We start from the raw sequence: 26,252 nt of genomic DNA on the forward strand, positions 1-26,252 counted from the left end.
ATCCATGCTCCAAACGTTTTACTATTCCACAATTTTTATTATATGAACCATCTGGACTATAACTCCATATAGTAATGTTAACAACTTATTATAAAGCAGGTGAAAATTATGCCATCAGTTGTAGGAAATTTAGTTGTACAAAATAGTAATGGATCATTTAACTTAGGTGATTTCTACAACGTTTCTCCGAAAGAAAATACGAAAGCTTATAATGGTTCCGGCGCATCAAACGTTGGTTTTGTTGTTAATACTTTTAGCGGTGTTAGCGCGACCAATACATTTGATTCTGACCTTGCAGATCAAAACCAAGTGGGTACAGCCTAATCTTATGTTCAACTTTTTGTATAGAAAATTTTAATTTGTCTATACTATAATCAGGCTGTTTGACAGCTCTTATCGATTTTGGAGTACCCTATCTTTTTCTCCCTTTCCCTGGGGCTCAGCAGCTAGCACAAAGCTAGCTGCTTTTTCTTATATTATTTGTCTCATAAATCAGAAATAAAAAAAGCTGCCATTTAATATTCAGCTTCTTTTACATTATTTCAATAATATCCATAGCGTTAAATACGTAAGTTTTATAAAAGGCGTCTGTACAAATTACAATTTGTTTTACCGGATTGATATGTACAACAGTCATGTAGCTTGTTAATATGTAACCATCTTCAAAATATGTTACCAATATTTCTTTCTCAGACAGTAATGACGTTAATAATTTATCAGAAATCCTCTCTTTTGCTTCATTTGTTAAAAGCGGTTTTTGTACTTTTAATTTCTCTCCAATAATCTTTCTCATATTTAAAAGTTGTTCGGACATTACTGTAAACGGAACCCACTCTCTTTCTTCTTTTGTATCTTTACATCGTTCATTTTTATCTCCTTGATCATTTATACATTTATTTATTCATGCTATCCCTTAGTTATTTTTAATACTTACTAAACTCGAATTTACTTCTAAACTATAATTAGGTTACCTCTCAAAAGAACATTCGTTCTTATTATACACGAACTTACGTTCCTTTGAGAAGAGCTATACTTATTATTTCTTAACAAAAACATAATTTTATTTATCTCCATATTTTTTCCTTTATCAAATAAACTTTTCATTTCTTATATAAAATGCATATAAAACTAAAAGGCGACTTCACACAAAGTGAAATCGCCTTTTTCTAAAAATATTCAAAGCTTATTTTTCTATCCTAACTAATGTTCTTTCTGGAATACATAATTCATCTATATTAAAATGATTTATTTTTAAGTTCAATTCCCCTACTCGTTCCTTATCTTCATCACCAACCCAACAACTAAATAATTCGAAATAGTCTCCATCTTCCAAATAACTTTCCATAATCTTGCATAAAGTTAAAAGTTTTTCTTTCGCTTCTTTTTTTTCCTTTACATTTTGCCACTCGACAAGTTCAATTCCCCAATTAGTTGAAACCTCATATGTGTAATTTGTTTGGAATTGATAATCTTGTACAATTTCAAGCATACTTTCATCTGAAAAACACGGTCCAAAAACAATTACATCATTAGAATCTGGATCCGTTAACGGAATTTCTACATTACAGCCTATGTAACTTGCTAAACTCATTTTATACTCCTCCAATATTCGTATAAAAAATACTTCATAGTATATTTATTTACTCAAATATAAAATCCCTGCCTAAACGAAAAGTTTTAAATTTTTATCGTTTATTAACCATCTATAACTGAAAACATATACTATGATGAACGAACTCACAAAGCATAAGAAAAGAGAGCATTTACAACACTCTCTTTTCTTACATACTCTATGGAACTTTACAAAACTGAATCAGTGATTTTTATTATTATATTTTATTACATATACTTAGGTTGTACTATTATATGTAACTCTCTCTCTGTATCCGCTTTTTTCGGATGACGAAAATAATTAAGTTCGTACTTTAACACTTTATACTCAACCATCCCAATTTTAATCCCTTTCGTTTCTTTTAATATAACTAATAAATCACTTATATTTTCATCATATGACTCAAAAATTTTCGCTCCGCCCTCTCCTTGAAAGATTACTTTCATATATTCTCCCCACCTTAATTTATTGATGTGGTAAATGATGCGTTTAAAACGATTCATTCTTTATCCTAAAATTTTCACAACAAAAAGAACATCCTTTCCAATCGAATGCTCAGCTTTTTACTAATTATCCATGTTAAATATTTATTCAAAAACATTATATGTATTATTTTTTAAATTATGTTCGATATTCATTATTAAAGAGTAAATATATGTAATAAACTTGCATAATGAAAACCGTAGAATATCCACTTTCGTTGAAATAATTATAAACCATAATTTCCCATTGTAATTTTAATATTTAAATGTAATATTGTATTGTCTTACTATCTATTTATAACTCACACACTAATTAGAAAAGGGAACTCTATATGAGTTCCTTTTCTAATTATGATTACAGTCATTATTTCTTTTCTAGAAATTTAAATGTATCTTTAAATTCTTTATTATTCACTTTAATATCAGCATCTTTCAATAAATCATTGACTACTTGTTGTTTCCATTTACCTGTCGTATCTTGTAGTCTTTGTTGTTCTATATCTTTACGAATTTTATCCTTTACTTCATCAAATGGCTTCAATTCTTTTTTATCCGTCACTTTAATAATATGGTAACCGTAAGTTGTTTTAACCGGATCACTTACTTGGCCTGCATCTAATTTATACGCAGCTTCCTCAAATTCTTTCACTGTTTGCCCAGGAGCAAAACCAGATATTTCCCCGCCCTGTTCCTTTGAACCAGTATCCTCTGAATACTGTTTTGCTAAGGCAGCAAAATCTTCACCATTATTTACTTTCTCCTTTATTTCTTTAGCCGTTTTTTCATCTTTCACTAAAATGTGACTTACTTTCATTTCTGGTTTATAGTTATTTTTCACATCTTTATCTGTAACTGTTGCTTTAATCGCTTTCTCAAATGCAATTTCTGGCTTCATTTTTTCTTTTAATTCATCTTCGTTTTTCAATCCAAGTTGTTCTAAAGTCGATTTAAAGTTCTCACCCATTTTATCTTTTGCTTCTTCTACTTTCTTTTTTGCTTCCTCATCTGAAACTTTATATTTATCTAACAATGCCTTACTTAACATCATTTGATATAAAGTACTTTCTCCATATTGTTGTAGTAATTCTTTACTTAATTCTTTCTCTGTAACATTCCCTACTTTTGATGTTACTACGTTGTCTGAGGAACCACATGCAGATAATGCTAGCATCACGCATAAAATAATTGTTCCAATAAATATTTTTTTCTTTTTCAATTCAAATACCTCACTTTTATCATTATGCAAATTAACTATACACAGTCATTGTGAAAACAGTGTGTTTTCTACATGTAATTCATTTCATATGAGTAGACTATGTATCATGTATTTTCATTTTTAAACGTAAAGAGTCTTCTTACTATTATGTATAGTAAGAAGACTCTTTACATACTCCTTAAAAACAATACTGCCGCTATAGTTACTTAATAATTACATGTTTTTCAGGTATCCAACTATTCTGCCCGATATCTACCGCATTTCCCACTCTACCCCACACTCGAAAAGATGTCGATCCATCTATATTCCCTTTATAATTCATACATTCAGGCTCTTCATAATAATTTACTCCGTAACCGACAGGATATTTCGAAGTTGCATAAAACCATTTCACATTAAAATGTTTTAAATATGCCCACTGCTTATCGTTCTCTAAACAAATCATATCTTGCTCACCGCCTCCCCAATAACCTGTTAAGATTAAATATGGAATTTTCTGAGTGAGTGCACCTGTAAATTGAGGGGTCATGGGAGTTTCATATAAATTTATTCCGTATCCATCAGGATATTTCGAAACTGCAATACCAATGCCATTCGGTTGCTGTGTATACACTATGTTAGTTTGATTTGCTTTGTTGGAATCTATAAACCAAGAAAGTGACTTATTTCCTACTAATCGATTCAGATCACATTTCCCAATCCCAGGAACATTCCCTGAATCCGCATATTGCCACATATCGCATGGATATGCTGGCTTATTCCCTCCATAACGAGGAATCCATACAAAATCAGCTTCAATATTACATGCTCCAAATGATAAATACGTGTGATGCCCTACGTATAATCCTACTTTTTCCGCACCTAAACGGCGTAATTCATCAATAAATGCCTGTATCCCGCCTTGCATATCTGCCATCGTTTGAACTTCTACGTCCGCCACCCAAAACTTAGCTGATTGATCACCACGATTCCAAAAATCTTGTGCCTCTTTCTTTGCATCAGCAATAGATATAAAACGGCAAAAAGCATAATTACCGAATGGGATACTATGCTTTTTCATTTCACTAACATAATTTTGATACATAAAATCCACCGTATTAGAGCCATCTTGAACTCTAGCAATCACTAAATCTAGCTGAGATGCTGCAATATCCCAATTAATAGTTCCATTCCATTTTGAAATATCTACAATATACCCCATACATTCCAGCTCCTTTTGAATGTCTTATTCATAGCTTGTTTTATTGTAAGCCTCCTCTCTCTAAAACTAGCTATCTATAATATAAATAAAAAGAATCTTTACTGTTTTTCAAAATATATTCTCTTTCAGAAATATTTCTATCAACTTTAACATGTATGCCAAATAAAACATTCGAAATATACCCTACTATTCATTTATTATGTAATCTCGTCCTATCAATCATTTTTACAGATATTAAAAAAATCTCCTGTATTATTAAATTATAACTTTCAGTATCGATTTCCTTTCAACTAAAAATTTCATCCTCATTTTCTATATATTCTTAAGTCAAAATTACTACCTCTACATGAAATTTGAGATTTAGAAAAATTTTAATTAATTGAAGTTTACTCCTATTAAATTGCAATTTTCCAACCTGAACACTATTGGTGCATAAAAAAGACATTTTCTATTACTGAAAATGTCTTTTTACAGTTTAATAAAATAACTTTGGTGCTAAATCTGTATTTTGTAATTGTGAGTTTTCACTGCTCATAACACAACTTGTGGAAAATAGAATTGGGATACCACAAACCTCATCATTCATTACATCACGAAACACATTGGCCGCAACACCTGTAAACGTTTGACATAAGTTAGAAATATCGTCATTGAAAAACTGAATGACTTCCGCAGCGAAAACCGGAAAAACAACATTCGGTCCGCCAGGGAACTGAGGCTGTACCACAACTTGTTCAAAATAAGGATTATTTTCTAGTGCTACTTGAAATAAATGAGCTATTTCAAATGCATCTAGTGGACAAGGAAATGGATTTACAATTTCATTCTCATTATTCGTTACAATAACTGTCACACTTACATTCCCAAATTGTACAAAAGATTTTAAAAGCGTTGCTAATGCTCTCGCTTTTTCGTTGCTTAACGCATGCACTAAAATAATATAATTACCACCAACAGGAATAAGCGGCCCAACTGTAACAGTTGGATCAGCACCTATTGAATTTTTTAATTCATTAAAATATGTGATCCACGGTGGCGAAAGCTGAGCTTGTACATTTTCTTCCACTATTTTATACTACCCCCTTATACCATTCTTACTAACATAATATGTAACAAACAAAAAAATGCATTAGTTATATTAACCATTTGCGTATTTATTGATTATATTAATTAAACATTTTATTTTCCATTCTCAATTTCCCCTTTACATCTTTAAGCACTTTTACTACTATAAAATTCTTTATTATAAGCAAATCCACTGAAATTTCATATTATACTAATACGACTCTATATCCATTAAATTATAATACTCAATATTAGGAGCTGATTTCATGGAAAAAAAACCTATCGTGTTCAAAATCCCACCAAATTCAAAGCTAAAAATTACATTTTTCGGTCCTTGTAACGAAGTAATTACAAATGTGTCTATAATTAATCAACTATGCACCCCTAAATGTCAAACTATCACGCAATACCCAGACTTTAAGAAATATGTAACGGAAGTACGATCGCTATCCCGTTGTTAGTCCGCATAATGCACGATTTTCACAACTTTATTACCTAAAATAACCGAGAAAGAAAATAACTGCATTCCTAGACTAAAATTACTCATGTTATGATATTCCATTGATAATTCATTGATAATTCATTGATTTTTTACACGTTTTTATGAAAAGAACATATATTATCGTATGGAGATTATCCACTCATAAAACCTATCTTTCTTTGGAGCGTACTTTTTATGTATGCTCTTTTTTTATGTAACCGTCCTCCTTCTAAATTGACCAACAATATATTAAAATTCTTTATATACTCAAGGAGGTCAAATATGTTCAAGTTGCATCCAATACTACTCATCTTAGGATTGATTTTGTTTTTATATAGTGTAATCGCCTTTATGCTATTCTTTTCAGTGTATTAGCATTCCCTACACAAATCTATGTTCAATATATAATTTCTATATGGTAAAGAAAAACATAATGATACGATCTTTTATGTATTCCGTCTTTCTTGTTCTATAAGAAAACTAGTAAACTTACTAACAATGCGTTTTTACAAGCATGTTACTTATTATTCTGTTTATTATCTGAAGAAGGTTGAAGCCCTACAAATTAAACTACGCTTTACCTATTTACTTATATATTTTAGAAAAACAATAATAATCCCCCACCATTTGGTAAGGGGATTAACTAAACCTACTAAAAAACATTTAATAATCAGTTTTATTTAGTTGGAGAAGGAAATCTTGCCGCTTCAAAGTGAACCGTATTTACACCATTAACATTTTGTACAATTACGCCAGCAATACTACTTTCTGCAAAAACTTCAACTAAATCTCCTGCTTCTAATTGAAGAATAGTAGTTACGGAAACATCATTATTAAAAAATACTCCTGTTCCAAAGAAATCATTATCTATCGCTATTGCCGGATTGCCATTTACACGAATTTCTACTCTAGCTCTGTAATTTACATTAAAATCATTTGGAGAAAATGTTATATTTCCTAATACACTATATACCCCTCTAGTTTTCGGAGTAAAAATCGACGTTACTGGATTATATTCATTCGCTAGATCAAATTGTTCATTTTGAAATAATACTTTAACAGGAGTATTTGCTAGAACAGGTTGATTAACTGTATTCACAGCTCTAAATGCCGATGCCCTTACAAGCTCCTCTTTCTTATCATCACAACACTTCACCTTTACATACTTCCTATCACATTTACTACTTTTCCTATAACAATCATGACTTTCCTTTTTGTAATCTTTACAATACTTACAGTAATAATAAGACATAGTGAGTCCCCCTTTACACTTATTTTTACATAGTATGCTATATAGATTAGAATAGCTTGGACGACCTGTTACTATTTTTAATAGATTAAAAAACCCTCACCATTTCGGTGAGGGTTTACCTTTAAGCTTCTGCAAACTCATTGTTTAATGACTTTATTTAATTGGAGAAGGAAATCTTGCTGCTTCAAAATGTGCACCATCTTCTAAAGGACTTAAAACTCCATCTATACTACTTTGTGCATAAATCTCAACTTCATCCCCTGCATTCAATTGAACAATCGTCGAAACACTTACGACATTTCCAAAACTTATTGGACCAAAAAAGTCATTATCTATAGCTATCGCTGCGTTTCCATTCACACGAATTTCTACACGCGCTCTATAATTTAAAGTTGGATCGTTTGGAAAGAAACCAATCGTTCCAATAATAGAATATACACCTTTAGTCTTCGGCATAAAAATAGATGTTGCTGGATTATACTCATTCGCTAAATCAAATTGTTCATTTTGAAATAACACTTTCACAAAAGTATTAGCAGGAACATTTTGATTCACAGTATTTCTAGCTCTAAATGCCGATGCTCTAACAAGATTGTCCTTGTTATCATGACACTTACTAGTGTTCTTACAACAATCATGATGCTTATTTTTATACTCCTTACAATACTTACAGTAGTAATAACAAGACATACTGATTCCCCTTTCAAACTTATTACTATATATTATGTAAGATTGATTTATAAGGTTTGGACTAGCTATTTTTATTATTCATAAGGGCGCTATTAACCTGCACCCTTATTTATATACACCACTTCATTCCTTACTAGTTATAAGTTGTATACAGTCCCATATGGAATAGTCAGAAAAGAACTTCCGTACGGTGTAACTTGATGTACTGGGTAAAAATACTCTACGGATGAATAATACGGTTGTACACCTTGCTGCTGCATTTGCAATTGTTGTTGCATTTGCAATGCTTGTTGAATAGCTTGGACTGTACTTTGTGCTCCACTATACGTTATAGATGTACCATACGCTGGTCGCATACCAGTTTCAGAATTAAAATATGAATAAAACATGATTTTCAGCTCCCTTCCCGTATAATTTATTACAAATTATATTATGATTCTTTATTTCAGTGGGTACTATAAAGCTAGTCCGCTCGCTTATATTCAAATGACAAAATAAAAAAGTAGCTGCTAGACTACTTTGACTCCTTCTTATCACCAAATGAAATGATATACATATTCTCCTGTTACACGCTCATTAATTCCCGCAACCCTAACGAACCTAAGTAAATCCGCTCCTTGAAGGAAATATACCGAAATCGTAACCGGTACTTGCGACCACATGAATTGATAAAGCTCATTCACTCTCTGATTCGTCGTAACGATTAAATCATTTACAGGTCCATGATTCCATGCAGAGGTTTGAACTGAAGTGAAAGAAAGGTCTTTCCCATTAACCACTATTCTTGATACGCTTTGAGTTATGTCCACAATAATCCCCTCCAACATTACAAAAATTGGACCTTTTTTAGTTCATATTATTATAAATATTCTTGACTGTAATAAATGTTTAAGGCAAATCCCTAATAAAGTGAAACTTTAATCAGCTCTCACCAATCGGGCTTTTACTGGCAGCCCGACCCCACCTAACTTCTTTGCTTCCGCTGAATTTTGAGGTGGGGGTATTTACTGCCCGACAAATAGCGGGATAAAATTTTTTTATTCATATCCCTCAATTCCCATTACAACCATATAATTTCTAACCTTATTCAATTTTTGGAATTAATATAAAAAGGCATCTTAATTAGATGCCCTTTACTTATCTTCCACTACAATTCCACTATTAAAATAGCAACGCCAAATCCGATGCAAACCAATCCTATCAATATAAATAGCAATCGGAATCCCCATAAATCACTGATTATTTCTATAATATGCACCAGCACAATAATAATAAAATCTTTAAACCCACTGAAACTATGTTCCTTTGTCTCTCTGATTCCATCAATTACAGTCAGACAAACAATAAAAACACCTAAACCAATTAATATAAAACCTAATACAAGCATTCATATATCCTCTTTTTCTTTTATCTCCTATTAACGAACATTTTCACATTAAAATTCAGTACATACGAGGAAGTTAGATAAAAATTAACTACCCGTAAAACCTTATTAGTGTGTACTAATAATTAGAGGGAAGGCCCTCCTCTTCACCTTATATTATCATGAAAGGATATGAGCTTCCGAGTTATTTCTTTATAAAATAAAAATAGCTAATTCACTACTTAAAAAGTAAAAAGCATCAGATTGACTAGTATGTAGATGGTTAAATGAATGTAAAATGTTTTTAAATTATCTACTCTTTTTTTAGTTTGGAAGTAACTCTCATCTCGTCCCATCTTTATACACCACTTTCTTAATCACACTGAACGCAATATTCAATTGATGAGTTTGTCATTTCGTTACCTCCAATTAACGCCTTTGTTCAATGTAGTAATTTTCTTGTATAATAAAAGTTAATTAATCTAGAAGGGACTGACTTATGCGCAGATATCAATATTTTTAATCTACCTATCATTACAACATAACGGAGGTAAAAGTATTGATTACAGAACTACACTCACAGAGATTATATTTAAGGAAAATGAAAGCATCTGATTCACTAAGTATGTTTAAAATATGGTCTGATCCTGATGTTACTAAATTCATGAATATAAGTAATTTCACTGATGAGAACCAGGCAAAAGATATGATTCAATTCCTTAACGAACTCGCTCAAAATAATAAAGCTATACGTTTTACTATTATTGAAAAAGAATCTAATCATATTATCGGTTCATGTGGCTATAATTCCTTAGATTTTGAAAACTCAAAGACTGAGATTGGCTATGATATTTCAAAAACATTTTGGGGTAAAGGATATGCACCTGAAGCAATATCCTCTTTATTAGATTATGCTTTTACACATCTAAAACTAAATCGTGTTGAAGCAAAAGTTGAACCTGCAAATGTAAATTCCATAAAAGTATTAGAAAAATTAAACTTTACTTTTGAAGGTATTCTGAGAAAGAGCGAAAAATCAGCTGGAAAGCTTATCGATTTAAATATCTATTCGAAATTAATAAGCGATTAATTTTAGTCACTCTGCCCATACTCAATCAAAGTGTGGGCTTCTTTAATTTCTGTATAAAATTCAAAAGTTTGACACAATCCTGGAAAAAGCTTATAAAGAAAAGTGAGGTTCCATTATTTTCACACTTAGTAGCGCAGTCATGTTACATATAATTTTATAAGTGTGAACGAACTACAAAACTAAAAAACAAATAATAAGTTTGCAACATGTTTGCAAATACGAATTTTGCATATAAATTCGTGTGATATTGAAAGGAGTTTTACTTATGAAAGAAATTAAAACAGAACAAGAATTCAAAGACATCATCGCAAGCGAGGAGCCTGTAGTTGTTAAGTTCTTTACTACATGGTGCCCAGATTGCGTACGTATGGACAACTTTATCGGAGATGTAATGGAAGAGTTCAATAAATTTGAATGGTACTCTATCAATAAAGATGAGTTTCCAAGTATCGCTGAAGAGTATCAAGTAATGGGTATTCCAAGTTTACTTGTATACCAAAACGGTGAGAAGCTAGGCCACTTACATAGTGCTAATGCAAAAACAGAAGAGCAAGTTACTGAGTTTTTAGAAGCATACTAAAATGAAAGCCCTCTGGAAAATATTTTTCAGAGGGTTTTCATCTATTTTCACAATTATCTTTTGAAGTTTTTCATCGTTTAATGAATTACACCTTGTCATGATAAGAATAATACGTAGTAAGAAAAGTATTCGTTTCCTCATCCATCTACCCTCCTATCTCTTTAGTAAATAAACTCCAATTAGGTTCACACCTTGACTTTGTACTTTTCAACATATTTTTCCTTTACGAAACTTTGTTATCCCCTTCTTAAAAAGCTATAAAACGTCAACAATGTTTGTATAGACCCACACGACTTTCGTTTGATACTCTATTTATAGAAAGAAATTCCTTTAAAGAAAGGTGAGTGATTAAAATGGATACTCTTTCTCATAAAGAAGCTGATAAAGGTGCTATTGTCAGCATTATGGCCTACATATTTTTATCCTCTATGAAAATCATCATCAGTTATATTACCCTCTCTAGCGCATTACGCGCTGACGGTTTAAATAACTTAACGGATATCGGTGCTTCTTTAGCGATATTAATTGGTCTAAAAATATCTCGTAAACCTCGTGACCCAGATCATCCGTATGGGCATTCGCGTGCCGAACAAATCGCATCACTTGTTGCGTCCTTCATTATGGCAACAGTCGGATTAGAAGTTGTTATTAGTGCCATTCAATCTTTCTTAAATCCGAAACAAGCAGCGCCTAATGTACTCGCTGCATGGGTTGCTTTATTTTCTGCTGTCGTTATGTACTGCGTGTATTTGTATACGAAAAAAATTGCAGCACGAACAAAAAGTAAATCATTAGAAGCCGCTGCAAAGGATAATTTATCAGATGCACTCGTAAGTATTGGTACCGTAGTAGGTATTGTCGGTTCTCAGTTCCAAATGCCTATTTTAGACCCTATTGCCGCTTTAATTGTCGGTCTTATTATTTGTAAAACTGCATGGGAGATTTTCGTAGAATCTTCTCATATGCTAACAGATGGAATTGATCCTGATAAAATGGAAGAATACGCTGATGCTATTGAGCATATTGGCGGTGTGGAAAACATTGTAGATATTCGAGCACGTATGTATGGGAATCAAACGTACGTTGATATTACAATTGAAGTAGATGCTCGCATGGATGTTGGAGAAAGTCACTGTATTACCGACAACATCGAAGCTATGCTGCGCAAAAAATTTGGAATTTACCATGCACACATTCATGTTGAGCCAATGAAAAAAGAACCTATTATGACATAGGTTCTTTTTTTATGAACGTTTTATGGAATATAACACATAAAACGAGCCAGCTACCGCCAGCTGCCCATCCTGCTAATATGTCAGATGGATAGTGCACGCCAAGATATATTCGGCTAACTGAAATAGATAATACAACAAAGCTTGCTATAAGAATAATTAACAATTTTTTATGCAACGAAATACGCTCTTCAGTAATTGTGACGTATGCAATAAATCCTAAAAAAGCAGTAGCATTCATCGTATGACCGCTCGGAAAACTATATCCAGTTGCAGTAACAAGCTGCGTGACATCAGGTCTTGCTCGTTCGTACCATAGTTTAAGCATACTGTTTAAATAACGAGATCCGTAGTAATTAATTGTTAGAAGTAACGCACTAAGTAACTTTTTTCTAACGAGAAAATACATTACAAGAATAATGAGTAATGGAAAATATATTCTTTTGGAACCGATAAAAGACACCCAAGTAAAATAGGTCGTCAAATAATCGTTTCGAAAGCTTTGAATAAAATGTGCGACTATATTGTCAAAGTTCTCAATACAAGCGGTATGATACGAAAGTGATAATACGACAAAACAAATGAGTAACGTAAAACTTAGCAAGTATAAATGTCGATATCGTTTCACATACATAACCTCACTATGCAAAAAAAATGGAGCGGTTGTTTTAGTTTTCCTCTCCATTTCTTTTTTATGCATAGTTTATTAAAAAATATAATTATTAATTTTTTGCTTCATCTCAGGGATATCTTCTCTTGTTACGGTAAAACGAATCACCTTCTCATCAAGATCAAGCGCCTCAGCGAATAAACCAGCTAATCCACGTGATTTTCTATCTACTTCCATAATAATTTCTAGTCGGTCGTATGCACGTGGCAAGATTAATAATTCTAATTCATCTAATTTCCCATAATGCTCTCCAGAAACCGGAATAAACTCAAATTCTTGTGCGAATGGAACTTGCTTACGTAATCGATGCGGTAATTCTTCACATTCTATATGACGTGCTTTAAACCCTAATTCATTTACACTATCTAAAACACTACTTAATAATGCATTAGGTAACACTTGAACGTAGTCGCGGTCACTTGGGTCTATACTACGTTTAATATCAAGACCTGTATGAATCCAAACCGTTTTCATACCAAGTGTAAGTGGTGCTTCAATTGGCATTGGAAAAGAAAATGGAATTTCAACTTTTTCATTCGGTTCTACAGAAAAAGGTTCTGTTAAGCGTACTCGCTCTAAATCATATGTTGCTGTTACTTTTTTATCATCCACTTCTCGTACATACGACGTCGATAATGTTAAGTAAATGCTTTCAATTTGTTGGCTAACTGAACCTCCAGTTATATGAACCTTTCCAACTATTTCTTCCCCAACAATATACTCATCTTTTTCAAGAACAGTATCTACCTTTGCACTTCCAATACCAACGCTTGCTAAAAACTTTTGAAACATGGAGTCTCCATCCTTTCTAAAGCAGAAGCTACATCTTGTTTTAAATCTTGTACATTCTCATAGTACGGCGTTTTTATTTGTAACATTCGCATAAGCATTTCACGATTATAATGTTCCAAAGTTAATTCTTCGTACCATGGTTTTTCCTGTTTTTCATTAGATTCATATCCTGCATATAATAAAAATAATGAGAAATGACCGAGCGCATAAAAGTCGCTACGAAAGTGAACTTCTCGCATCAAAGCTTGTTCACCTTCGTAAGTTGTAGCTCGCTCATCATCTTCACCTTTCCATTTAGCTAATCCAAAATCGATAATACTAATTTGATTTTCTTTCATTAGTATGTTTGGAATGCGTAAATCTCGATGAATAATGCCTTCACTATGAAACACCGATACAATTTCTAATATTTCATATAAAATCTCAAAAACTTCACGTTCTGTATATACATACCCATCTATGAAAATATAATCTTCAAAATTTTTACCAGGCATGTACTCCATCACAAAGAAGCTCTTTTTCTCCCATAGGAAATGATCATATAGACTAGGAATTGCATGATGATTTAATGTTTGTAAAATCATTTTCTCTTGTTCAAATGATTTTCTACCAGACTCATATCTTTGTTTACTTTGTCTTAATTGTTTTAAGACTTTATATCTATTTATTTGTAAATCATTAACGACATATGTAACCCCATAACTGCCCATTCCAATTACTGATTCAATTTTATAACGCTCTGCAACAATTGTATTTTTTCGCAGTGGTCTATCAAATAATGCTAGTACACGACGCCATTTCATCAGCTACTTGAAAAGAAGCTACGGCTTTTACGTTTTCTTTTATAATGTTGATGTCCATAACCAGATGAACGTCGTTTATAATCGCTACTTGAATACGAGCGCCCTCTACGACGATAATCACTACTTGAATACGAACGATATTTTTTCTTTCCTAATAAAGAATCAATAATTTTTTTGAACATTCCTTCACCTCTTGAGTAAAATTTCCTTCTCATTATACCAATAATTATTGACTATATTTGTGACAGGTTTGTAAAGAGTAAAAAACGACGAGTTATGCCCGTCGTTACTTTCATTCATCCTCTTCATCAAAAACTTCATCAATCATGCATTTCTCTAATAAATACTCAAATGTAATATCTGCGAGATCTTCAATTTCTTCTCGTTTTGGGACGTACCCTCTTTCAATTAGTTGCTCATAAAAAAACTCCGCAATCTCTTCCGTATCAATCACGACTTCAATTTCCTTCATGAGCATCACTCCTTTATTTCTGTTTTATGAAAAAATCTCAAAATTATGTATATGAGATTAGAAAAATAGATTTTATTTTTTTATAGGTCATAAGCTTTGGACGAGATGCATACGATTGTAGTACAAGCTATTCAAAGGGGGAAATAATAATGGAAAATCAATATGAAGTAGGACAAACAAAAGAAGAGTTCATGCATGAAGATCAATGGGCAGACTCTCTTATAAAGTGGCTTTTTATTTTTTTAATAGTTGTAGGCATACCTTATACTGCATATGTTGTTGTTCAATTTATTCTCTCTTTCTAGTTAACTATTTTTTCTCTGTCAATTTAACTAAATAATTATGAACAACATCCATTACAATTTTATATTCTTCATCTTTAAATGTATCGAACAATAATTGATAATCGTTATAAATATCAAGTAATCCATCAATGATTTCTTGACGATTCGTCTTAACACTCACTTTTTTCGAGTTGTTAATTGACTTTAACTTTCCTAAATCTAATTTATTCATACCTGCTTTATCTTGTTTCATTTTCTTCAAAATTGCATTTGCCGTTTGAGCATTGGCGAGTAACGTTAAATCTGATTCATCCGCTTCTAACCATTCACCATCCGTAATCCGTGACAATTCATAAATTGTATCTTCCCATGCGTCATTCTTATATCTCCATACTTCTGTACGAAAACCAACAATACGGAAAACATCTTTATCATATCCAGTTACTTGCACAAGATCACCAAACGTGAAATTATAATTTAATTCAATCCACTCCGTATCGCCCTTTTTCATATCTTGCTCTGTAACGTGCTGCAGCGTTTGCTCTACGTAAAATCCATCGTGATTATTGACTTCGTATACATAAACTCCATCTAAAACCTTCATATTTGTAATCTTTCTATTTTTATTGGCTCAAGTTCTTCTTCATAAAACTCCTTGAAAATATCCGTATCCTTTAATTTCGAGTAAAGTTCCAACATCTTCTTTACATCCTCTAAATCAACAGAATATTCATTCACCTTCATGTGTATCACTCCTTTATATAATTATAAATCAGAAAGAAAAACCCGTACACACAGAATATGTACGGGTTTAACTTGCTTTCTCATTATCATTTTTATCTTTACTTTTACGTTCTTTTTCGTCTTCCAATTTTATTTCTTGTGCCAATTCAAGGAGGGCTTTTGCTGCTTTACGAGCATCAAACTTTCCAATTTCTTTGTATTTAAAATTCATGATGCCTCTCACCTCTGCCGATATGATATGCGAGACGTTTTGTCTGTGTTCTTTGTCCCTATCGTTTTTCTATCGAGAGAATGAAAAGTGTAAATCAAAAACTAAAAAAAACATAAAAAAAGCCTCCCACAAGGGAAGCTTCTTCATAATCATCTATTACTTAATATCTTTAAGGTCTCCTTGGTCAAATAGCTCTTGAGTGATTTCTTCTCCGAAGTTATTCAAAACAAAAGATTGCTCTGCTACTGGATCCATAACTCCCGTAGCTTTACCAATGTTTCCTTCTTGAGTATCCCAGAAGTAATTATGATCTTCTACAATTTTACTAAAATCTCTGTTTACCCATCTTTCAGCTATTGCTAAAAGTTCTTCTTTCTTTTCAAAGTTACTATTTTTTAAGATGTCTCTTACTTTCTCTGCATTCTTCTTTGACATTGGGATAGTGCCCCATTTTTGAGTTGCTACTATTTTTTGGTGAGTCATGTGATGCATTGCTCTAACGACTTCATATTCTTGAGAATCTTCAGTAATAGGAAGATTTATAAAAACACCATCTTTTTGTTCTTTTGGCTGAATCAGTGACTCTTTTTCTCTTGGAACTGTTTTGTATTCGTCTGTATTTATATCGGCACTTGCTTGTTTGTCTGCGGGATTGTCTGCGAGTTCTAACATTCCAAAAGTAACTGCAACAGCAAGAAATCCCATAGCTGCTGTTATTCCTAACCAAGTTAATATTTTATTTTTCATTTTCATTCCTCCTGACTTCATTTAAACATCTCACTCTAGTAATATTATATCAAAATTACCTTTTTATGGATATATTTTCTTGTATTTCTTTTTTAAATCACTGATTTCATACACACTCTTTAAAATTAGCATTTTTATAAGAATATCCTGCTATTTCCTTTCAAATTCATTTTTATAAAAAATCACCTCGATGTTTGAATATCGAGGTGATAATAAAATTGATATTTTATAATTTTGGATTGTATTTGTACTAGTATTTATTTATTAGTCATTTTTTCTACATAAAGGACAATATGGTCTTGCTAATAAATGGTCACTACGTATTTCCCACTCATATCCACAGCTCTTACATTGCGCTGTTACTTTTTCTTTACTTGAAACATACTTTAATACTTCAATGGTATTATTAGACTTAATTATGACCTTTTGTTTATAGTTTTCTGCCCTTTTAACCTTACTTTCAACTTTAGGTTCACTCGATTTATCTATTACTTTCTTAGCTTTCGTTATTGAAGACTTTTACGTTTCTTAATTTTAGGTAATTTTTCGCAATCATTTTTTCTACAAATTCATTATTTTGAAGTCCTCATTTATCATACATAATCTTAAACAGTTATATGATTCGGAAAGATTGATATTAAATTGAGTTTCTTCATCGGTTAATTGCTGAATTTCATCCAATACAGCCGATAATTTAATCAATTTTTATCTTTTATTGTATAATCATTAATTCCATGATTACATTCAGCTAAAACCGATATAAAAGAGTTATCTACTTCATTATTTATTATGCTAGCAATTTTAAACTTCTCTTTCTTTATAGCCCATGGGTCATCAAAATCTTTTTCAAAATACTCTATTCCAGCCTGACAATTTCTTGTTGTTTCATTATCAATATAGTACTTATTTTCTATTTTATTTCCTTCGTTATCAATAAAACAATAATCAACCCTAATAATATCTGGGTCTTTTCTGATTTCAAAATTTCTAGTCCTTGCATTGTTCGAAATATATATTTGGATATGGCACGTGTTTAATAAATCATTATTTTCATTTATTTTTATGGAAAAGTTGTTATTTCTATCTTTTAAAGAAAAAGAATCAAATTGAAAAGAAGGAAATATTAATTTATATCTTTCAGTTCTCATTTGATCATCTCTTTTAAGGTATAAATCACGAACTTCTTGATAAGGAACGTTTTTATTATCTCTTTCTTCTAATTTTTTGTTCACATCTATAATCCGTTCATCAAAATTTTATAAAAATCCAATTTACACTTTTTGGATTTTAGATATTTAAGAAAGAGTTCTTTATACGTAGGATTACTTTTGTACTCTAAACTATAGATAAAACATTTAATTGCTTCCTCACTGTAGATTTTCAGTTCTTCAAATTTCTCACTAATATCTCTTTTCAGCAATTCTAATGATTCATAACATTCATCTCTGGAGATCTTATAAACTTCATATAGTCTTCGTTTCTTTTCAACCATTCTTTGAATTTCTTCAAAATCAGGTATGTACCGTCTGCACAATTCATAAAGACTTAATTTTACTTCATCAAATTTTAATAGTAGGTCACTATCTAGCCGTTCTTTTTCTTTCAATAAATAAGTAATATCTTTAGGTATCGAATGTTCAAAATTAAATCTTGTAAACCCATATTCATAATAAGAGTAAATACCTTTAATATCTTCCTGCAATATACTTAAATAATCCTTTATTTCCGAGTCAATCATTTGTGACTTTGAAAATCGAAAACTAAGCTGTTTAAGTAAAGAATTTAACTGGTTAAAGCCGAAAAATGAGGGTAATAATTTGTGAAAGTATTCTTGTTCTTTTCATCTAAATATTCTTCATCTACTTCTTCTAGTATAGTCATATGGAAGTCTTGTAGAGTACATTTATTTTCAATCATGTATTTAAAAATTTTACATGATTTAAAAGACCCTTCATAGAACGAACCAGATTCAAAAAAAGTATTTATGATACTCATCATAAGAAAGCCTGTTTAAAGCAATAATTTCTTCGAAATGTTGTTTATATCTTCTTTGTATATCCTTTGCTTGTCCTATATAAATTGGAACACTTTTTCAGAAATAAAATTGTCTATATAAATCATATATATACCTGAAATATTATGTTTTGTTTCTGGTGTAACTTCTCTATATAAATTATCTTGTATCAATTGTTTTACTTGGAATTTTATATTATCGATTTTTTCATATTATTATCCATCTGTCTTCTCCCATTCATTGTCAATGAATTGCTAGAATAGTACACGTTTTTCTATTCAGCTACCATAATAACTATCTCATAACCTATCTAATTCCTTAAATATTTTATGTACTCTAATTCCACCTTCTTATTTTCATTCTTTTGAGAAACAAACGGCTCAATCCCTTAGTTCATTCCAACTTAACATTTCCATTTACATCTCTCCTAACTACTTGTTCAATATATATTTTCACTTTTATTTACGGAAACCATTGTATAATTGGATTATATAGTAAATTGTACTAGAAAACATTTATATGTTACTTCACCTTTTATCTAATTTATTACAAAATTAAATGAGGAGAAAAATATGATTAATATATTGTTAAAAAGGAAGATTTTTAGAGACTAATTGGCAAAACATCATAAGTTCGGAAGAAATAAAAGAAAACCATGACTATAGTCAAAGTTTTTATAAAGCAATGCAGGAAGCCAAAGATAGTGGTGACGAAAAAAAAGAATATATTTTTAAATTATTAGGGGATGTTACATCTTATCATTTAGATTTAGACTCAAAGGAGAATGATTTTAAGCCCTATTGGATAATGGATGGAAAAAGATCCGCGAGTATAGAAGATCTAAAGGAATCCGATCTTTCCTTTTTTGAAGAAATTGTTGAGGAAATTAACAATCCAGAAATTAGATCTAGAATAGCTGATGTTTTATGGGTAAGAAGAAAAAATTATAAAAGAGCTATTCTTGCAATAGAAAATTATATTGAAGTATACGATAAAATGGATTCAGTGAATTCTTGGTATATTTTAGGGATACGACTGGAAAGAGCTGTTCAATTGGTAGGTTTATTCAAAAAAGGTTCAGTTAGAGAAGCATTAATAGAGAAACTAGAAGGAGAAATTGAGAAACATCAAGCAAATAATGAAGCATTTATTGTTAATTCCCTTTTAAAGTTACTTTTAAAATTGAAAAGGTCTGATTTAGAAAAATATATCCAAATTTCGAAAGAATTAGCGAAAATCGAAGAAGAAAGAGAAAATTGGAATGGAGCAAGGGAATCTTGGAACCTTTGTATTGAGTGTTTAACATATGAAAAAAGGTTTCATGAACGAAAGGAAGTACAATTATTAAGCGCTAAAACATATGAAATGGAAGCTGAAACTTCTCTAAAAAATAATATGAGTTACTTTGTGACTGCATCACATACTCAAAGTGCTATTGAAGCATACAGAAGAATTGAAGGAACAACAGAAATAGTAAATAGCCTCCATATTAAATTGTTAGAGTATCAAAAGAAGGCCCTTTCTGAGATGAAATTATTTGAAGCCAAAGGAGGTGACATTACTGAAGTCGTTGAAAATTCAGTCAACAAAGTAAAAGGAAAGCCTTTTAATGATAAACTTGTGACATTAACTTTAATGTCACAAGGCTTAAACATTCAGGAGCTTAAAAAAAACGCAGAAAAATACATTAAAGGAAGTGCTTTTAGTTCCCTTTTTTCTTCAACTAAGCTTAACTCAGAAGGAAAAGTAATTGGCAAGACGCCACCAATAACATCGAACAATCCTGAAGAATATAAGGAAGCCTTAATAATCGAAATGTATAAGGATGCTGGTTATCATCGACAAACGGTCGTTCAAGCTATTATAGAACCGATACGTCAACAAATTCTGCTAGAACATTTTGTAATGTTAAGAGATTTTATACCATTAGTAATTAACAATCCTTTTATCCCAGAGGGAAGGGAAGAAATTTTTTTAAAGGGATTATATTACGGATTACAAGGTGAATTTTTAATTAGTACTAATTTATTAATACCTCAAATTGAAAACTCTATTCGCTACATCCTTAGCAAAGAAGGAGAAATAGTATCAAGTCTTGACAGTGATGGAATCCAAGAAGAAAAAAATTTAAATACACTGCTTTATTTACCAAAGTTAAAAGAGATACTAGGAGAGAATATTGTATTTGACCTTCAAAGCTTATTAGTAGAAAAACACGGAGATAATTTAAGAAATAATGCTTCCCATGGATTACTTGGCAATGGTGAATTTTACTCTGCCTCAACAATTTATCTCTGGTGGTTAGCCCTTAAGCTTTGTATCAAGTATAAACTGGGTTGGTAGATATTTTTGAGCTTGTGCATTAACTGCATGAGCTTATTTTATTTCAATGGAGTTTGGGAATTTTCTTTAATGTCAGAGACCTAACGTCTACTAGATGATAAAGAAGGTATAAGCTTTCATAAAAAAGAAATAATATCGGTGAGGCTATTAAAATTGAACTAAGAGGGAGAAAATGAGTATGTCTGATAAGAAGCAAAATGATTCAAAAGCAGAATTAGCCCTTCCAGAAATCACAAGTCTAGATGAGCCGAGCAATCGGGAGGAGTTTGGCGAAGGTGTTACAGTTCACATAAGACCTTATCCAGGCATGGTAGGCGGAGATAAAGTCACACTTGAATGGCGTGACACTCAATCGTTTGGAAAAGACGAACCGAAGGATAAAGAATAAAAAATAATTCGAAGGGTTATTCTTACAGAATAATCTTTTTTTATTTCAACGGAGTTTGGGCCAATTGGTACCTTGGGTGTGAGTAACCCTCCCCTCGTTATTACATGATATTTTACGTTTTTTTCAAAAAGGGTAGGCGGTATCTCCCAAACTTTTTAGCCACACACTTTCCCAAAATTTTTCATCCTCTTTTTAACCGCGAATTTTTTGATCAATCATTTCTCTTTTAACATCATTGGTTTGATCTTCATCTTCAACCACTGCATCATCAACAACAATCATCTTACATCATCTCATCATCACTGTTGTTGAATCTGCTTCTACTACTGCATCATCTGAAGTAGTTGCTGCTGCTTACGACTGCATACATCATCTCTTATTACTGCTGATTGATACTGCTTTACTCACTGATGTTATAACTGTTGTACCTACGTATGTGTATGCTGTTGTTACTGCTGTTCATACTGCATATCATTCTGCTTATCTATCAGCATACATATCTGTTTATATAGCTGTAATAACCGCTGATTAAATGCTGCTGAGTACTGCTCTTATATCTGCATTTGTATCTGCTAGTAACTACTATACATACGGATATGTATAACAACATCCTATCCATATTAATTAGGTAGTGGCTTCCCCCCTCTTTAAGTATTACTTTCATTTGTATGCTTTCACCTATCATCCAATAGTGCTTTAAATAAAAAAAGGAGGACCGGCGAATGCCGATCCTTTAAATAATTAATCTAACTAGCGTTTTAAATACTTTAAACAATAACCAATTTAGCGATAGCTTCAGGATTATACACTGCACCATCCATGTAAGCATCAAGAAGAAATCCAATTGAACCTCGAAGAGCTTGTTCACTATCTTGAACTGTAACTAGCTCTGGTCCTTTCTTGATCATTACTGCATAGCCAGCTCCAATATTTCCAAACACACATGGAACCTGCCCAATAACATCACCAGCTTCTAAAGAATCAGTAACTATTACTTCTAAACCAAGAAAAGTATAAGATACTCGATCATTTACAATACCGTTCTGCATATAGAAATGGCCTGCTCCATCTTTCAACTTAGCAAGCCTATTAAAGAACGGTCGTGAAACAATAAATGCCGAACCTTGCAAGTAATCTGGGTGAATTGATGTTACCATATCGAGCATCTTATCCAACAATTCTTCGTCTGTAACTGTCGTCTGTAAAGTAAACTTTCCAATCTCTTCATTAGAAACAATACCTTTAAACTCTTCTTTCAAAGTACCTCGAAGGATTGATTTTTCAACAGCCTTGAATGTACGCTTTGCTAGTAAGTTAGGAATGTATTCACCCATGTTAATTGCAGCATCATTAACTAATTGTGTTGTTAGAGAAAGATACGCTCCTACTCGCTTTTGGCCAAGTTCTACATGTCCAAGAGAAATTATACCCTCAGTTAGATTTTTCCCTTCACCTACAAAAGCTCCTACACCTGTTGATGTTTCTCTTGCAACTTGTAATGTTCCACTAACCGATGGAAACTTACGAGCACGAGCAAATACCGGAGAAGTTTCTTCTAATTTCTCAACAAGAATATCAGCAACTGCTGTTGGAATCACAGCTCTACCTGATCCAGTTGTTTGAAGACCTATAGCACGTGCTTCTTCAATTTCACCTTTAACAAATTCATTAAAAGCTCGATTTTCTAAACTTCTATCTTCCACTGCTTTATTCTTATAACCAGTTCCATATCGATGTTCAGTTTTCATATTGTTTTTGTTCTCCTCTTTATTTAATTTAATTTGTTTTTCTAATTCTGTAGGAATATCAACATCTTCAACTAAATCAATACCTCGAGCTGCAATTGTCGATTGAGAATACGCAGGATCTCGAACAACTGATACTTCAAATAACTCAAGTTCTTCAATCGTTCTCTCGTAAAGATTAGTTTCAAGTAATCTCCAACTGTCTTTGATAGTACGGAAACCAAATGACATGTTTCTGAGAATGCCAGAATCGATTAATTCGTAATAATCTTTTCCCCAAGAAGTAGGAGTAATGGCTGCTTCCATAAACAAACCTTGCTCATCTTCAGTTAGTTTCAAAGAATTGTTACGAGTGGAAGCCAAAAGTAATTTGCTCTTATGCTCAGCTAGGAAATCAATATCCCTTGTAGCTGATTGAATCGCACGAGAGAAAGCTCCTTTAGCAATCTTTTCAACAAATCGTTTTGTAACTCCCAATACGTTACTTAACTGACCAGTTTTATTGACATAACCGGAAACTGTCATTGTTCCATCAGTATTTGCATGTAATTTAGCATTTTGAACTCGGAGTTCCATTTTCATAATTAGCTTTCACCTCTAAAGTTTTTAATTCGGGATAAGTCACTGTTTTATCAAAATAATCAGTAACAACAGACTCTAACAGTGCATCATTTAGACTATCGTTACACGTTCGATTTTCCACAATTAAATAAATGTTTCCGATAGCATCTTCATATGTATATGTCCTACCTGCTTTCACCCATTTATAAGAGTTTTTCATTTTCATTAATTCCTTTCTATGAACAAGATTTATAAATAAAAAATTACTTTTAAAATCAAAAATCGAAAAAATAAAAAAGCCAGGATATTTAATCCTGACTTCCGATGCACTTTGGTAAATACAAATCAACCACTACTCATGAAAGTATGTAAGCAACAAACAAAGCCGTTTTTATATTGGAGGAATATTAACGCCGAACAAATAGTTGTCGCTTTATCTACATACAATGGTGCCCATAAGAATGGACATGATAAAAATAGAAGGTTAAGTACTTAGACAGTACTAAAACTTAGAAGACCTAAGAGACTTTAGTACTGACCAAATACTCAACAATTCATGAATTTAAAAGGTCTTTAAAAGATTCAAAGACTTAGTCAGAAGTGAGAGAGTTAATAGGAGGAAACGTCTCTCATTATATATATAAACAAACAACGTTCAGTTTTTCCTTTTTGTACAAATTCCTCAAAAAATTTTCAACTTTTTTCTTTCATGAAGTCTTCGTACTCCTTAACAGGTACAAAATAAAAAGTATCTTTGTACAATGCTCGATTCTTTATATGTCCATACAACAGCGTTCGTCCATATCCTTTGTTAAACTTCTTACTTCTCCTAAGCCATAATCCAACTTCATGCTTAGCTTCAACCCAATCAATAATATTCATCTCATTATCAAGAATATAAACTGATTGAGAATGTTCTGGAGGTAGGAAAACCGAACCAATAAATAAAATTTGCTCTTTGTTCATACACCATTTGTTCCAATTGGGATTTCTAGAAATATGCTCTCTCTTACTCTTTCTGATTATCTCAATTTTGGCGATTTTTCTTCTTACTAGCTCTGGAATTGGGTGTTCATACGGATATACGAAATCTTGTATTTCCTGTTCCATTTTACGTTCTCTTTCTTTTTTTTCTATACGAGCTCTTTCTTTTCTTTGTCTTTTTCTTTCCTCAGGATCTTTCGGACCATCATCCCGACTAACAAAATTGTATTTTATCATTTTTTTCCCTCCATACATTTAAATTCTATATATTGTATTCTATCTGCACTTTTTAAAACGTAAATTAAACTCCTTACTTTTTAATAAAAAAACGCTTAGAATCAATATTTGTTAAATGATTCATTACAAGAAAAACTTGTTTTTCTTGTATAAATAAATTTTATAATTAAGTATTATTAATTAAATATTAATAGAGTTTACTTTTTACACTATCTAAGTGTATTTTTACACTTTCAAGGTGTAATAAGTACACTTAAAAAACAAATAAAAATGATAGCTTATACAGCTATCATTTCAATAAATTCATCTGGAGCAAGTTTTTCTTCTTCTTCAGTTAAAGCATTAATTACAACAGGATAATAAACAATATATTTATTTACTACGTTTTTATTAATATTAATTTTTTTCGAATAACTTTAACAAGTTTTTTCTCTTCTAAAAGTTCAATAGCCTTAACAACAGTTTTATTGCTTCCAATTCCTAAATCTTTTTGTATCGTCTTGATTGATGGAAACGCACAATTCATGTTTGTATTGTAGCGATGATTTAAGTAACTGTATACCATGTAAGCTGTTGCTTTACCTTTCAATAGATAAAATACATTGTTCGAAATTTGAGTAAAGTCTCTGTCTAGTTTATCAATTCTTCTAAATTTGATTTCAATTTTTTATTCATAATTAACTCCTCCGATTGATTTATTTCTCTCACTTTATGTTTATATATGCAAAATGAAAACGTAAATCAAACGGAGCAATTTTAAAATTTATTTTTTTAGAGGTGTTCCAAAAGGTTATCTTTCTATTTTAAATAAGAAACGTAACAAATTTGGAACATTAGAAAAGTATATAAAATGAGAATTTTATATCTTGTTGACTTAACTATTGCAGAGTAACTTTATTCTTTTACAATTACAAAAGGAGCTTCTAAAAGCTCCTTTTGTAATTATTGATACTATTAAAGTTAATACTTGATTTAAACAATCACCGATTAGAA

34 protein-coding genes and 1 pseudogene are annotated in these 26,252 nt (G+C 31.6%); 8 read left to right on the top strand and 27 right to left on the bottom strand.

All coding sequences use genetic code 11. The features are described 5' to 3' along the window. Nucleotides 1–108: 108 nt before the first annotated feature. Entirely contained in the window at nt 109–324 is a 216-nt protein-coding gene (gene gerPF, locus IQ781_RS04155) for a spore germination protein GerPF (RefSeq protein WP_001141569.1), read from the top strand. 208 nt (nt 325–532) lie between these two features. Here the strand turns inward: gerPF and IQ781_RS04160 are convergent, their stop codons facing one another. The 6 genes from IQ781_RS04160 to IQ781_RS04185 all read right to left on the bottom strand — a co-directional run bounded on the left by IQ781_RS04160 (nt 533) and on the right by IQ781_RS04185 (nt 5,577). Next, nucleotides 533–901, bottom strand: a complete 369-nt coding sequence (locus IQ781_RS04160; protein ID WP_481748665.1) for a YolD-like family protein — start codon at nt 899–901, stop codon at nt 533–535. Nucleotides 902–1,183: 282 nt separating this feature from the next. Beyond that, complete coding sequence (locus tag IQ781_RS04165) at nt 1,184–1,591, bottom strand: KH domain-containing protein (RefSeq protein ID WP_000050503.1); 408 nt, start codon at nt 1,589–1,591, stop codon at nt 1,184–1,186. A gap of 248 nt (nt 1,592–1,839) precedes the next feature. Then, entirely contained in the window at nt 1,840–2,058 is a 219-nt protein-coding gene (locus tag IQ781_RS04170) for a hypothetical protein (RefSeq protein ID WP_000864275.1), read from the bottom strand. Between the two features lie 400 nt (nt 2,059–2,458). Beyond that, on the bottom strand, nt 2,459–3,310 hold the full coding sequence (locus tag IQ781_RS04175; protein WP_139846923.1) for a peptidylprolyl isomerase PrsA: 852 nt from the start codon (nt 3,308–3,310) through the stop codon (nt 2,459–2,461). Between the two features lie 202 nt (nt 3,311–3,512). Beyond that, on the bottom strand, nt 3,513–4,511 hold the full coding sequence (locus IQ781_RS04180; protein WP_139846922.1) for a glycoside hydrolase family 25 protein: 999 nt from the start codon (nt 4,509–4,511) through the stop codon (nt 3,513–3,515). A 475-nt stretch (nt 4,512–4,986) separates the two neighbouring features. After that, a complete protein-coding gene (locus IQ781_RS04185) occupies nt 4,987–5,577 on the bottom strand; it encodes a hypothetical protein (RefSeq protein WP_000392281.1) in 591 nt (196 codons plus the stop codon). Between the two features lie 265 nt (nt 5,578–5,842). Between IQ781_RS04185 and IQ781_RS04190 the strand changes: the two genes are divergently transcribed. Continuing rightward, complete coding sequence (locus tag IQ781_RS04190; protein WP_000412555.1) at nt 5,843–6,037, top strand: hypothetical protein; 195 nt, start codon at nt 5,843–5,845, stop codon at nt 6,035–6,037. A 696-nt stretch (nt 6,038–6,733) separates the two neighbouring features. On the opposite strand, the gene IQ781_RS04195 is transcribed toward IQ781_RS04190, so the two are convergent. The 6 genes and pseudogenes from IQ781_RS04195 to IQ781_RS04220 all read right to left on the bottom strand — a co-directional run. After that, the gene (locus tag IQ781_RS04195; protein WP_000122943.1) at nt 6,734–7,309 is read right to left on the bottom strand and encodes a complement C1q domain-containing protein; all 576 of its coding nucleotides are present in this window, start codon (nt 7,307–7,309) and stop codon (nt 6,734–6,736) included. Nucleotides 7,310–7,462: 153 nt separating this feature from the next. Further along, complete coding sequence (locus IQ781_RS04200) at nt 7,463–7,999, bottom strand: C1q-like domain-containing protein (RefSeq protein WP_002182716.1); 537 nt, start codon at nt 7,997–7,999, stop codon at nt 7,463–7,465. Nucleotides 8,000–8,136: 137 nt separating this feature from the next. Then, a complete protein-coding gene (locus IQ781_RS04205) occupies nt 8,137–8,388 on the bottom strand; it encodes a DUF3947 family protein (RefSeq protein ID WP_000500098.1) in 252 nt (83 codons plus the stop codon). 144 nt (nt 8,389–8,532) lie between these two features. Beyond that, nucleotides 8,533–8,808 (bottom strand): hypothetical protein, encoded by a 276-nt coding sequence (locus IQ781_RS04210; protein ID WP_000355695.1) that lies wholly within the window; start codon nt 8,806–8,808, stop codon nt 8,533–8,535. Between the two features lie 338 nt (nt 8,809–9,146). Further along, nucleotides 9,147–9,386 carry a hypothetical protein gene (locus IQ781_RS04215; RefSeq protein WP_000960640.1) on the bottom strand — a complete coding sequence of 80 codons (240 nt, stop codon included), beginning with the start codon at nt 9,384–9,386 and terminating at the stop codon, nt 9,147–9,149. 227 nt (nt 9,387–9,613) lie between these two features. Then, nucleotides 9,614–9,718: pseudogene (locus tag IQ781_RS04220) on the bottom strand (2TM domain-containing protein); the annotation flags it as partial. Nucleotides 9,719–9,921: 203 nt separating this feature from the next. Here IQ781_RS04220 and IQ781_RS04225 point away from each other — a divergent pair. From IQ781_RS04225 to IQ781_RS04235, 3 genes are all read left to right on the top strand, one after another. Further along, nucleotides 9,922–10,452, top strand: a complete 531-nt coding sequence (locus tag IQ781_RS04225; RefSeq protein ID WP_063220608.1) for a GNAT family N-acetyltransferase — start codon at nt 9,922–9,924, stop codon at nt 10,450–10,452. A gap of 265 nt (nt 10,453–10,717) precedes the next feature. Further along, nucleotides 10,718–11,032, top strand: coding sequence for a thioredoxin family protein (locus IQ781_RS04230; RefSeq protein WP_000658787.1), 315 nt, complete (start codon nt 10,718–10,720; stop codon nt 11,030–11,032). Nucleotides 11,033–11,385: 353 nt separating this feature from the next. Then, nucleotides 11,386–12,267, top strand: a complete 882-nt coding sequence (locus tag IQ781_RS04235; protein ID WP_000380385.1) for a cation diffusion facilitator family transporter — start codon at nt 11,386–11,388, stop codon at nt 12,265–12,267. Here IQ781_RS04235 and IQ781_RS04240 read toward each other — a convergent pair. The 5 genes from IQ781_RS04240 to IQ781_RS04260 form a co-directional block, all read right to left on the bottom strand. After that, entirely contained in the window at nt 12,257–12,892 is a 636-nt protein-coding gene (locus IQ781_RS04240; RefSeq protein ID WP_000833370.1) for a phosphatase PAP2 family protein, read from the bottom strand. The two genes, IQ781_RS04235 and IQ781_RS04240, sit on opposite strands and share 11 nt — an antisense overlap. 78 nt (nt 12,893–12,970) lie before the next feature. Further along, nucleotides 12,971–13,726, bottom strand: a complete 756-nt coding sequence (locus IQ781_RS04245) for a sporulation protein (RefSeq protein ID WP_000486625.1) — start codon at nt 13,724–13,726, stop codon at nt 12,971–12,973. Next, the gene (locus tag IQ781_RS04250; protein WP_000872063.1) at nt 13,708–14,529 is read right to left on the bottom strand and encodes a serine/threonine protein kinase; all 822 of its coding nucleotides are present in this window, start codon (nt 14,527–14,529) and stop codon (nt 13,708–13,710) included. Before IQ781_RS04250 ends, IQ781_RS04245 begins: the two co-directional genes overlap by 19 nt. Continuing rightward, nucleotides 14,529–14,711 carry a hypothetical protein gene (locus IQ781_RS04255; RefSeq protein ID WP_000473371.1) on the bottom strand — a complete coding sequence of 61 codons (183 nt, stop codon included), beginning with the start codon at nt 14,709–14,711 and terminating at the stop codon, nt 14,529–14,531. The genes IQ781_RS04250 and IQ781_RS04255 overlap by 1 nt, the downstream gene beginning before the upstream one ends. 110 nt (nt 14,712–14,821) lie before the next feature. Next, nucleotides 14,822–15,001, bottom strand: a complete 180-nt coding sequence (locus tag IQ781_RS04260) for a YozD family protein (RefSeq protein ID WP_000658451.1) — start codon at nt 14,999–15,001, stop codon at nt 14,822–14,824. Nucleotides 15,002–15,150: 149 nt separating this feature from the next. Here IQ781_RS04260 and IQ781_RS04265 point away from each other — a divergent pair, with 149 nt between their 5' ends. Next, entirely contained in the window at nt 15,151–15,306 is a 156-nt protein-coding gene (locus IQ781_RS04265; protein ID WP_000431486.1) for a DUF3930 family protein, read from the top strand. Between the two features lie 4 nt (nt 15,307–15,310). Here IQ781_RS04265 and IQ781_RS04270 read toward each other — a convergent pair whose 3' ends face one another. From IQ781_RS04270 to IQ781_RS04295, 6 genes are all read right to left on the bottom strand, one after another. Continuing rightward, nucleotides 15,311–15,889, bottom strand: a complete 579-nt coding sequence (locus tag IQ781_RS04270) for a hypothetical protein (RefSeq protein ID WP_097850518.1) — start codon at nt 15,887–15,889, stop codon at nt 15,311–15,313. After that, nucleotides 15,886–16,029 (bottom strand): hypothetical protein, encoded by a 144-nt coding sequence (locus IQ781_RS04275; protein ID WP_176523134.1) that lies wholly within the window; start codon nt 16,027–16,029, stop codon nt 15,886–15,888. Before IQ781_RS04275 ends, IQ781_RS04270 begins: the two co-directional genes overlap by 4 nt. 67 nt (nt 16,030–16,096) lie before the next feature. Next, complete coding sequence (locus tag IQ781_RS04280) at nt 16,097–16,240, bottom strand: hypothetical protein (RefSeq protein WP_242808229.1); 144 nt, start codon at nt 16,238–16,240, stop codon at nt 16,097–16,099. 156 nt (nt 16,241–16,396) lie between these two features. Continuing rightward, complete coding sequence (locus IQ781_RS04285; RefSeq protein ID WP_242808230.1) at nt 16,397–16,987, bottom strand: PRK06770 family protein; 591 nt, start codon at nt 16,985–16,987, stop codon at nt 16,397–16,399. Between the two features lie 698 nt (nt 16,988–17,685). Further along, on the bottom strand, nt 17,686–18,219 hold the full coding sequence (locus IQ781_RS04290; RefSeq protein WP_242808231.1) for a hypothetical protein: 534 nt from the start codon (nt 18,217–18,219) through the stop codon (nt 17,686–17,688). A 2-nt stretch (nt 18,220–18,221) separates the two neighbouring features. Continuing rightward, entirely contained in the window at nt 18,222–18,689 is a 468-nt protein-coding gene (locus IQ781_RS04295; protein ID WP_242808232.1) for a hypothetical protein, read from the bottom strand. Nucleotides 18,690–19,643: 954 nt separating this feature from the next. Here IQ781_RS04295 and IQ781_RS04300 point away from each other — a divergent pair. Both IQ781_RS04300 and IQ781_RS04305 read left to right on the top strand, forming a co-directional pair. Then, on the top strand, nt 19,644–21,344 hold the full coding sequence (locus IQ781_RS04300) for a DUF4209 domain-containing protein (RefSeq protein ID WP_481748666.1): 1,701 nt from the start codon (nt 19,644–19,646) through the stop codon (nt 21,342–21,344). Between the two features lie 178 nt (nt 21,345–21,522). Next, a complete protein-coding gene (locus IQ781_RS04305; protein ID WP_242808234.1) occupies nt 21,523–21,732 on the top strand; it encodes a hypothetical protein in 210 nt (69 codons plus the stop codon). Nucleotides 21,733–22,499: 767 nt separating this feature from the next. On the opposite strand, the gene IQ781_RS04310 is transcribed toward IQ781_RS04305, so the two are convergent. The 4 genes from IQ781_RS04310 to IQ781_RS28390 form a co-directional block, all read right to left on the bottom strand. After that, nucleotides 22,500–24,059, bottom strand: a complete 1,560-nt coding sequence (locus IQ781_RS04310) for a phage major capsid protein (RefSeq protein ID WP_242808235.1) — start codon at nt 24,057–24,059, stop codon at nt 22,500–22,502. After that, a complete protein-coding gene (locus tag IQ781_RS04315) occupies nt 24,028–24,258 on the bottom strand; it encodes a hypothetical protein (RefSeq protein ID WP_242808236.1) in 231 nt (76 codons plus the stop codon). The genes IQ781_RS04310 and IQ781_RS04315 overlap by 32 nt, the downstream gene beginning before the upstream one ends. Before the next feature lie 473 nt (nt 24,259–24,731). Further along, entirely contained in the window at nt 24,732–25,259 is a 528-nt protein-coding gene (locus IQ781_RS04320) for a hypothetical protein (RefSeq protein WP_242808237.1), read from the bottom strand. Between the two features lie 379 nt (nt 25,260–25,638). Then, on the bottom strand, nt 25,639–25,824 hold the full coding sequence (locus tag IQ781_RS28390; protein ID WP_481748664.1) for a helix-turn-helix domain-containing protein: 186 nt from the start codon (nt 25,822–25,824) through the stop codon (nt 25,639–25,641). Nucleotides 25,825–26,252: the final 428 nt, after the last annotated feature.

Origin of the sequence: Bacillus sp. N447-1 (genome assembly GCF_022701035.1) — a bacterium.
Taxonomy (GTDB): domain Bacteria; phylum Bacillota; class Bacilli; order Bacillales; family Bacillaceae_G; genus Bacillus_A; species Bacillus_A cereus.

Bases quoted from the DNA above. Each gene is read 5' to 3' on its own strand.
- IQ781_RS04170 (WP_000864275.1), bottom strand. From the start codon at position 2,058: ATGAAAGTAATCTTTCAAGGAGAGGGCGGAGCGAAAATTTTTGAGTCA.
- IQ781_RS04310 (WP_242808235.1), bottom strand. From the start codon at position 24,059: ATGAAAATGGAACTCCGAGTTCAAAATGCTAAATTACATGCAAATACT.
- IQ781_RS28390 (WP_481748664.1), bottom strand. From the start codon at position 25,824: ATGGTATACAGTTACTTAAATCATCGCTACAATACAAACATGAATTGT.
- IQ781_RS04200 (WP_002182716.1), bottom strand. From the start codon at position 7,999: ATGTCTTGTTATTACTACTGTAAGTATTGTAAGGAGTATAAAAATAAG.
- IQ781_RS04205 (WP_000500098.1), bottom strand. From the start codon at position 8,388: ATGTTTTATTCATATTTTAATTCTGAAACTGGTATGCGACCAGCGTAT.
- IQ781_RS04320 (WP_242808237.1), bottom strand. From the start codon at position 25,259: ATGATAAAATACAATTTTGTTAGTCGGGATGATGGTCCGAAAGATCCT.
- IQ781_RS04265 (WP_000431486.1), top strand. From the start codon at position 15,151: ATGGAAAATCAATATGAAGTAGGACAAACAAAAGAAGAGTTCATGCAT.
- IQ781_RS04270 (WP_097850518.1), bottom strand. From the start codon at position 15,889: ATGAAGGTTTTAGATGGAGTTTATGTATACGAAGTCAATAATCACGAT.
- IQ781_RS04285 (WP_242808230.1), bottom strand. From the start codon at position 16,987: ATGAAAAATAAAATATTAACTTGGTTAGGAATAACAGCAGCTATGGGA.
- gerPF (WP_001141569.1), top strand. From the start codon at position 109: ATGCCATCAGTTGTAGGAAATTTAGTTGTACAAAATAGTAATGGATCA.
- IQ781_RS04305 (WP_242808234.1), top strand. From the start codon at position 21,523: ATGTCTGATAAGAAGCAAAATGATTCAAAAGCAGAATTAGCCCTTCCA.
- IQ781_RS04165 (WP_000050503.1), bottom strand. From the start codon at position 1,591: ATGAGTTTAGCAAGTTACATAGGCTGTAATGTAGAAATTCCGTTAACG.
- IQ781_RS04250 (WP_000872063.1), bottom strand. From the start codon at position 14,529: ATGAAATGGCGTCGTGTACTAGCATTATTTGATAGACCACTGCGAAAA.
- IQ781_RS04255 (WP_000473371.1), bottom strand. From the start codon at position 14,711: ATGTTCAAAAAAATTATTGATTCTTTATTAGGAAAGAAAAAATATCGT.
- IQ781_RS04215 (WP_000960640.1), bottom strand. From the start codon at position 9,386: ATGCTTGTATTAGGTTTTATATTAATTGGTTTAGGTGTTTTTATTGTT.
- IQ781_RS04230 (WP_000658787.1), top strand. From the start codon at position 10,718: ATGAAAGAAATTAAAACAGAACAAGAATTCAAAGACATCATCGCAAGC.
- IQ781_RS04260 (WP_000658451.1), bottom strand. From the start codon at position 15,001: ATGAAGGAAATTGAAGTCGTGATTGATACGGAAGAGATTGCGGAGTTT.
- IQ781_RS04235 (WP_000380385.1), top strand. From the start codon at position 11,386: ATGGATACTCTTTCTCATAAAGAAGCTGATAAAGGTGCTATTGTCAGC.
- IQ781_RS04315 (WP_242808236.1), bottom strand. From the start codon at position 24,258: ATGAAAAACTCTTATAAATGGGTGAAAGCAGGTAGGACATATACATAT.
- IQ781_RS04280 (WP_242808229.1), bottom strand. From the start codon at position 16,240: ATGAATTTTAAATACAAAGAAATTGGAAAGTTTGATGCTCGTAAAGCA.
- IQ781_RS04190 (WP_000412555.1), top strand. From the start codon at position 5,843: ATGGAAAAAAAACCTATCGTGTTCAAAATCCCACCAAATTCAAAGCTA.
- IQ781_RS04245 (WP_000486625.1), bottom strand. From the start codon at position 13,726: ATGTTTCAAAAGTTTTTAGCAAGCGTTGGTATTGGAAGTGCAAAGGTA.
- IQ781_RS04195 (WP_000122943.1), bottom strand. From the start codon at position 7,309: ATGTCTTATTATTACTGTAAGTATTGTAAAGATTACAAAAAGGAAAGT.
- IQ781_RS04180 (WP_139846922.1), bottom strand. From the start codon at position 4,511: ATGGGGTATATTGTAGATATTTCAAAATGGAATGGAACTATTAATTGG.
- IQ781_RS04275 (WP_176523134.1), bottom strand. From the start codon at position 16,029: ATGAAGGTGAATGAATATTCTGTTGATTTAGAGGATGTAAAGAAGATG.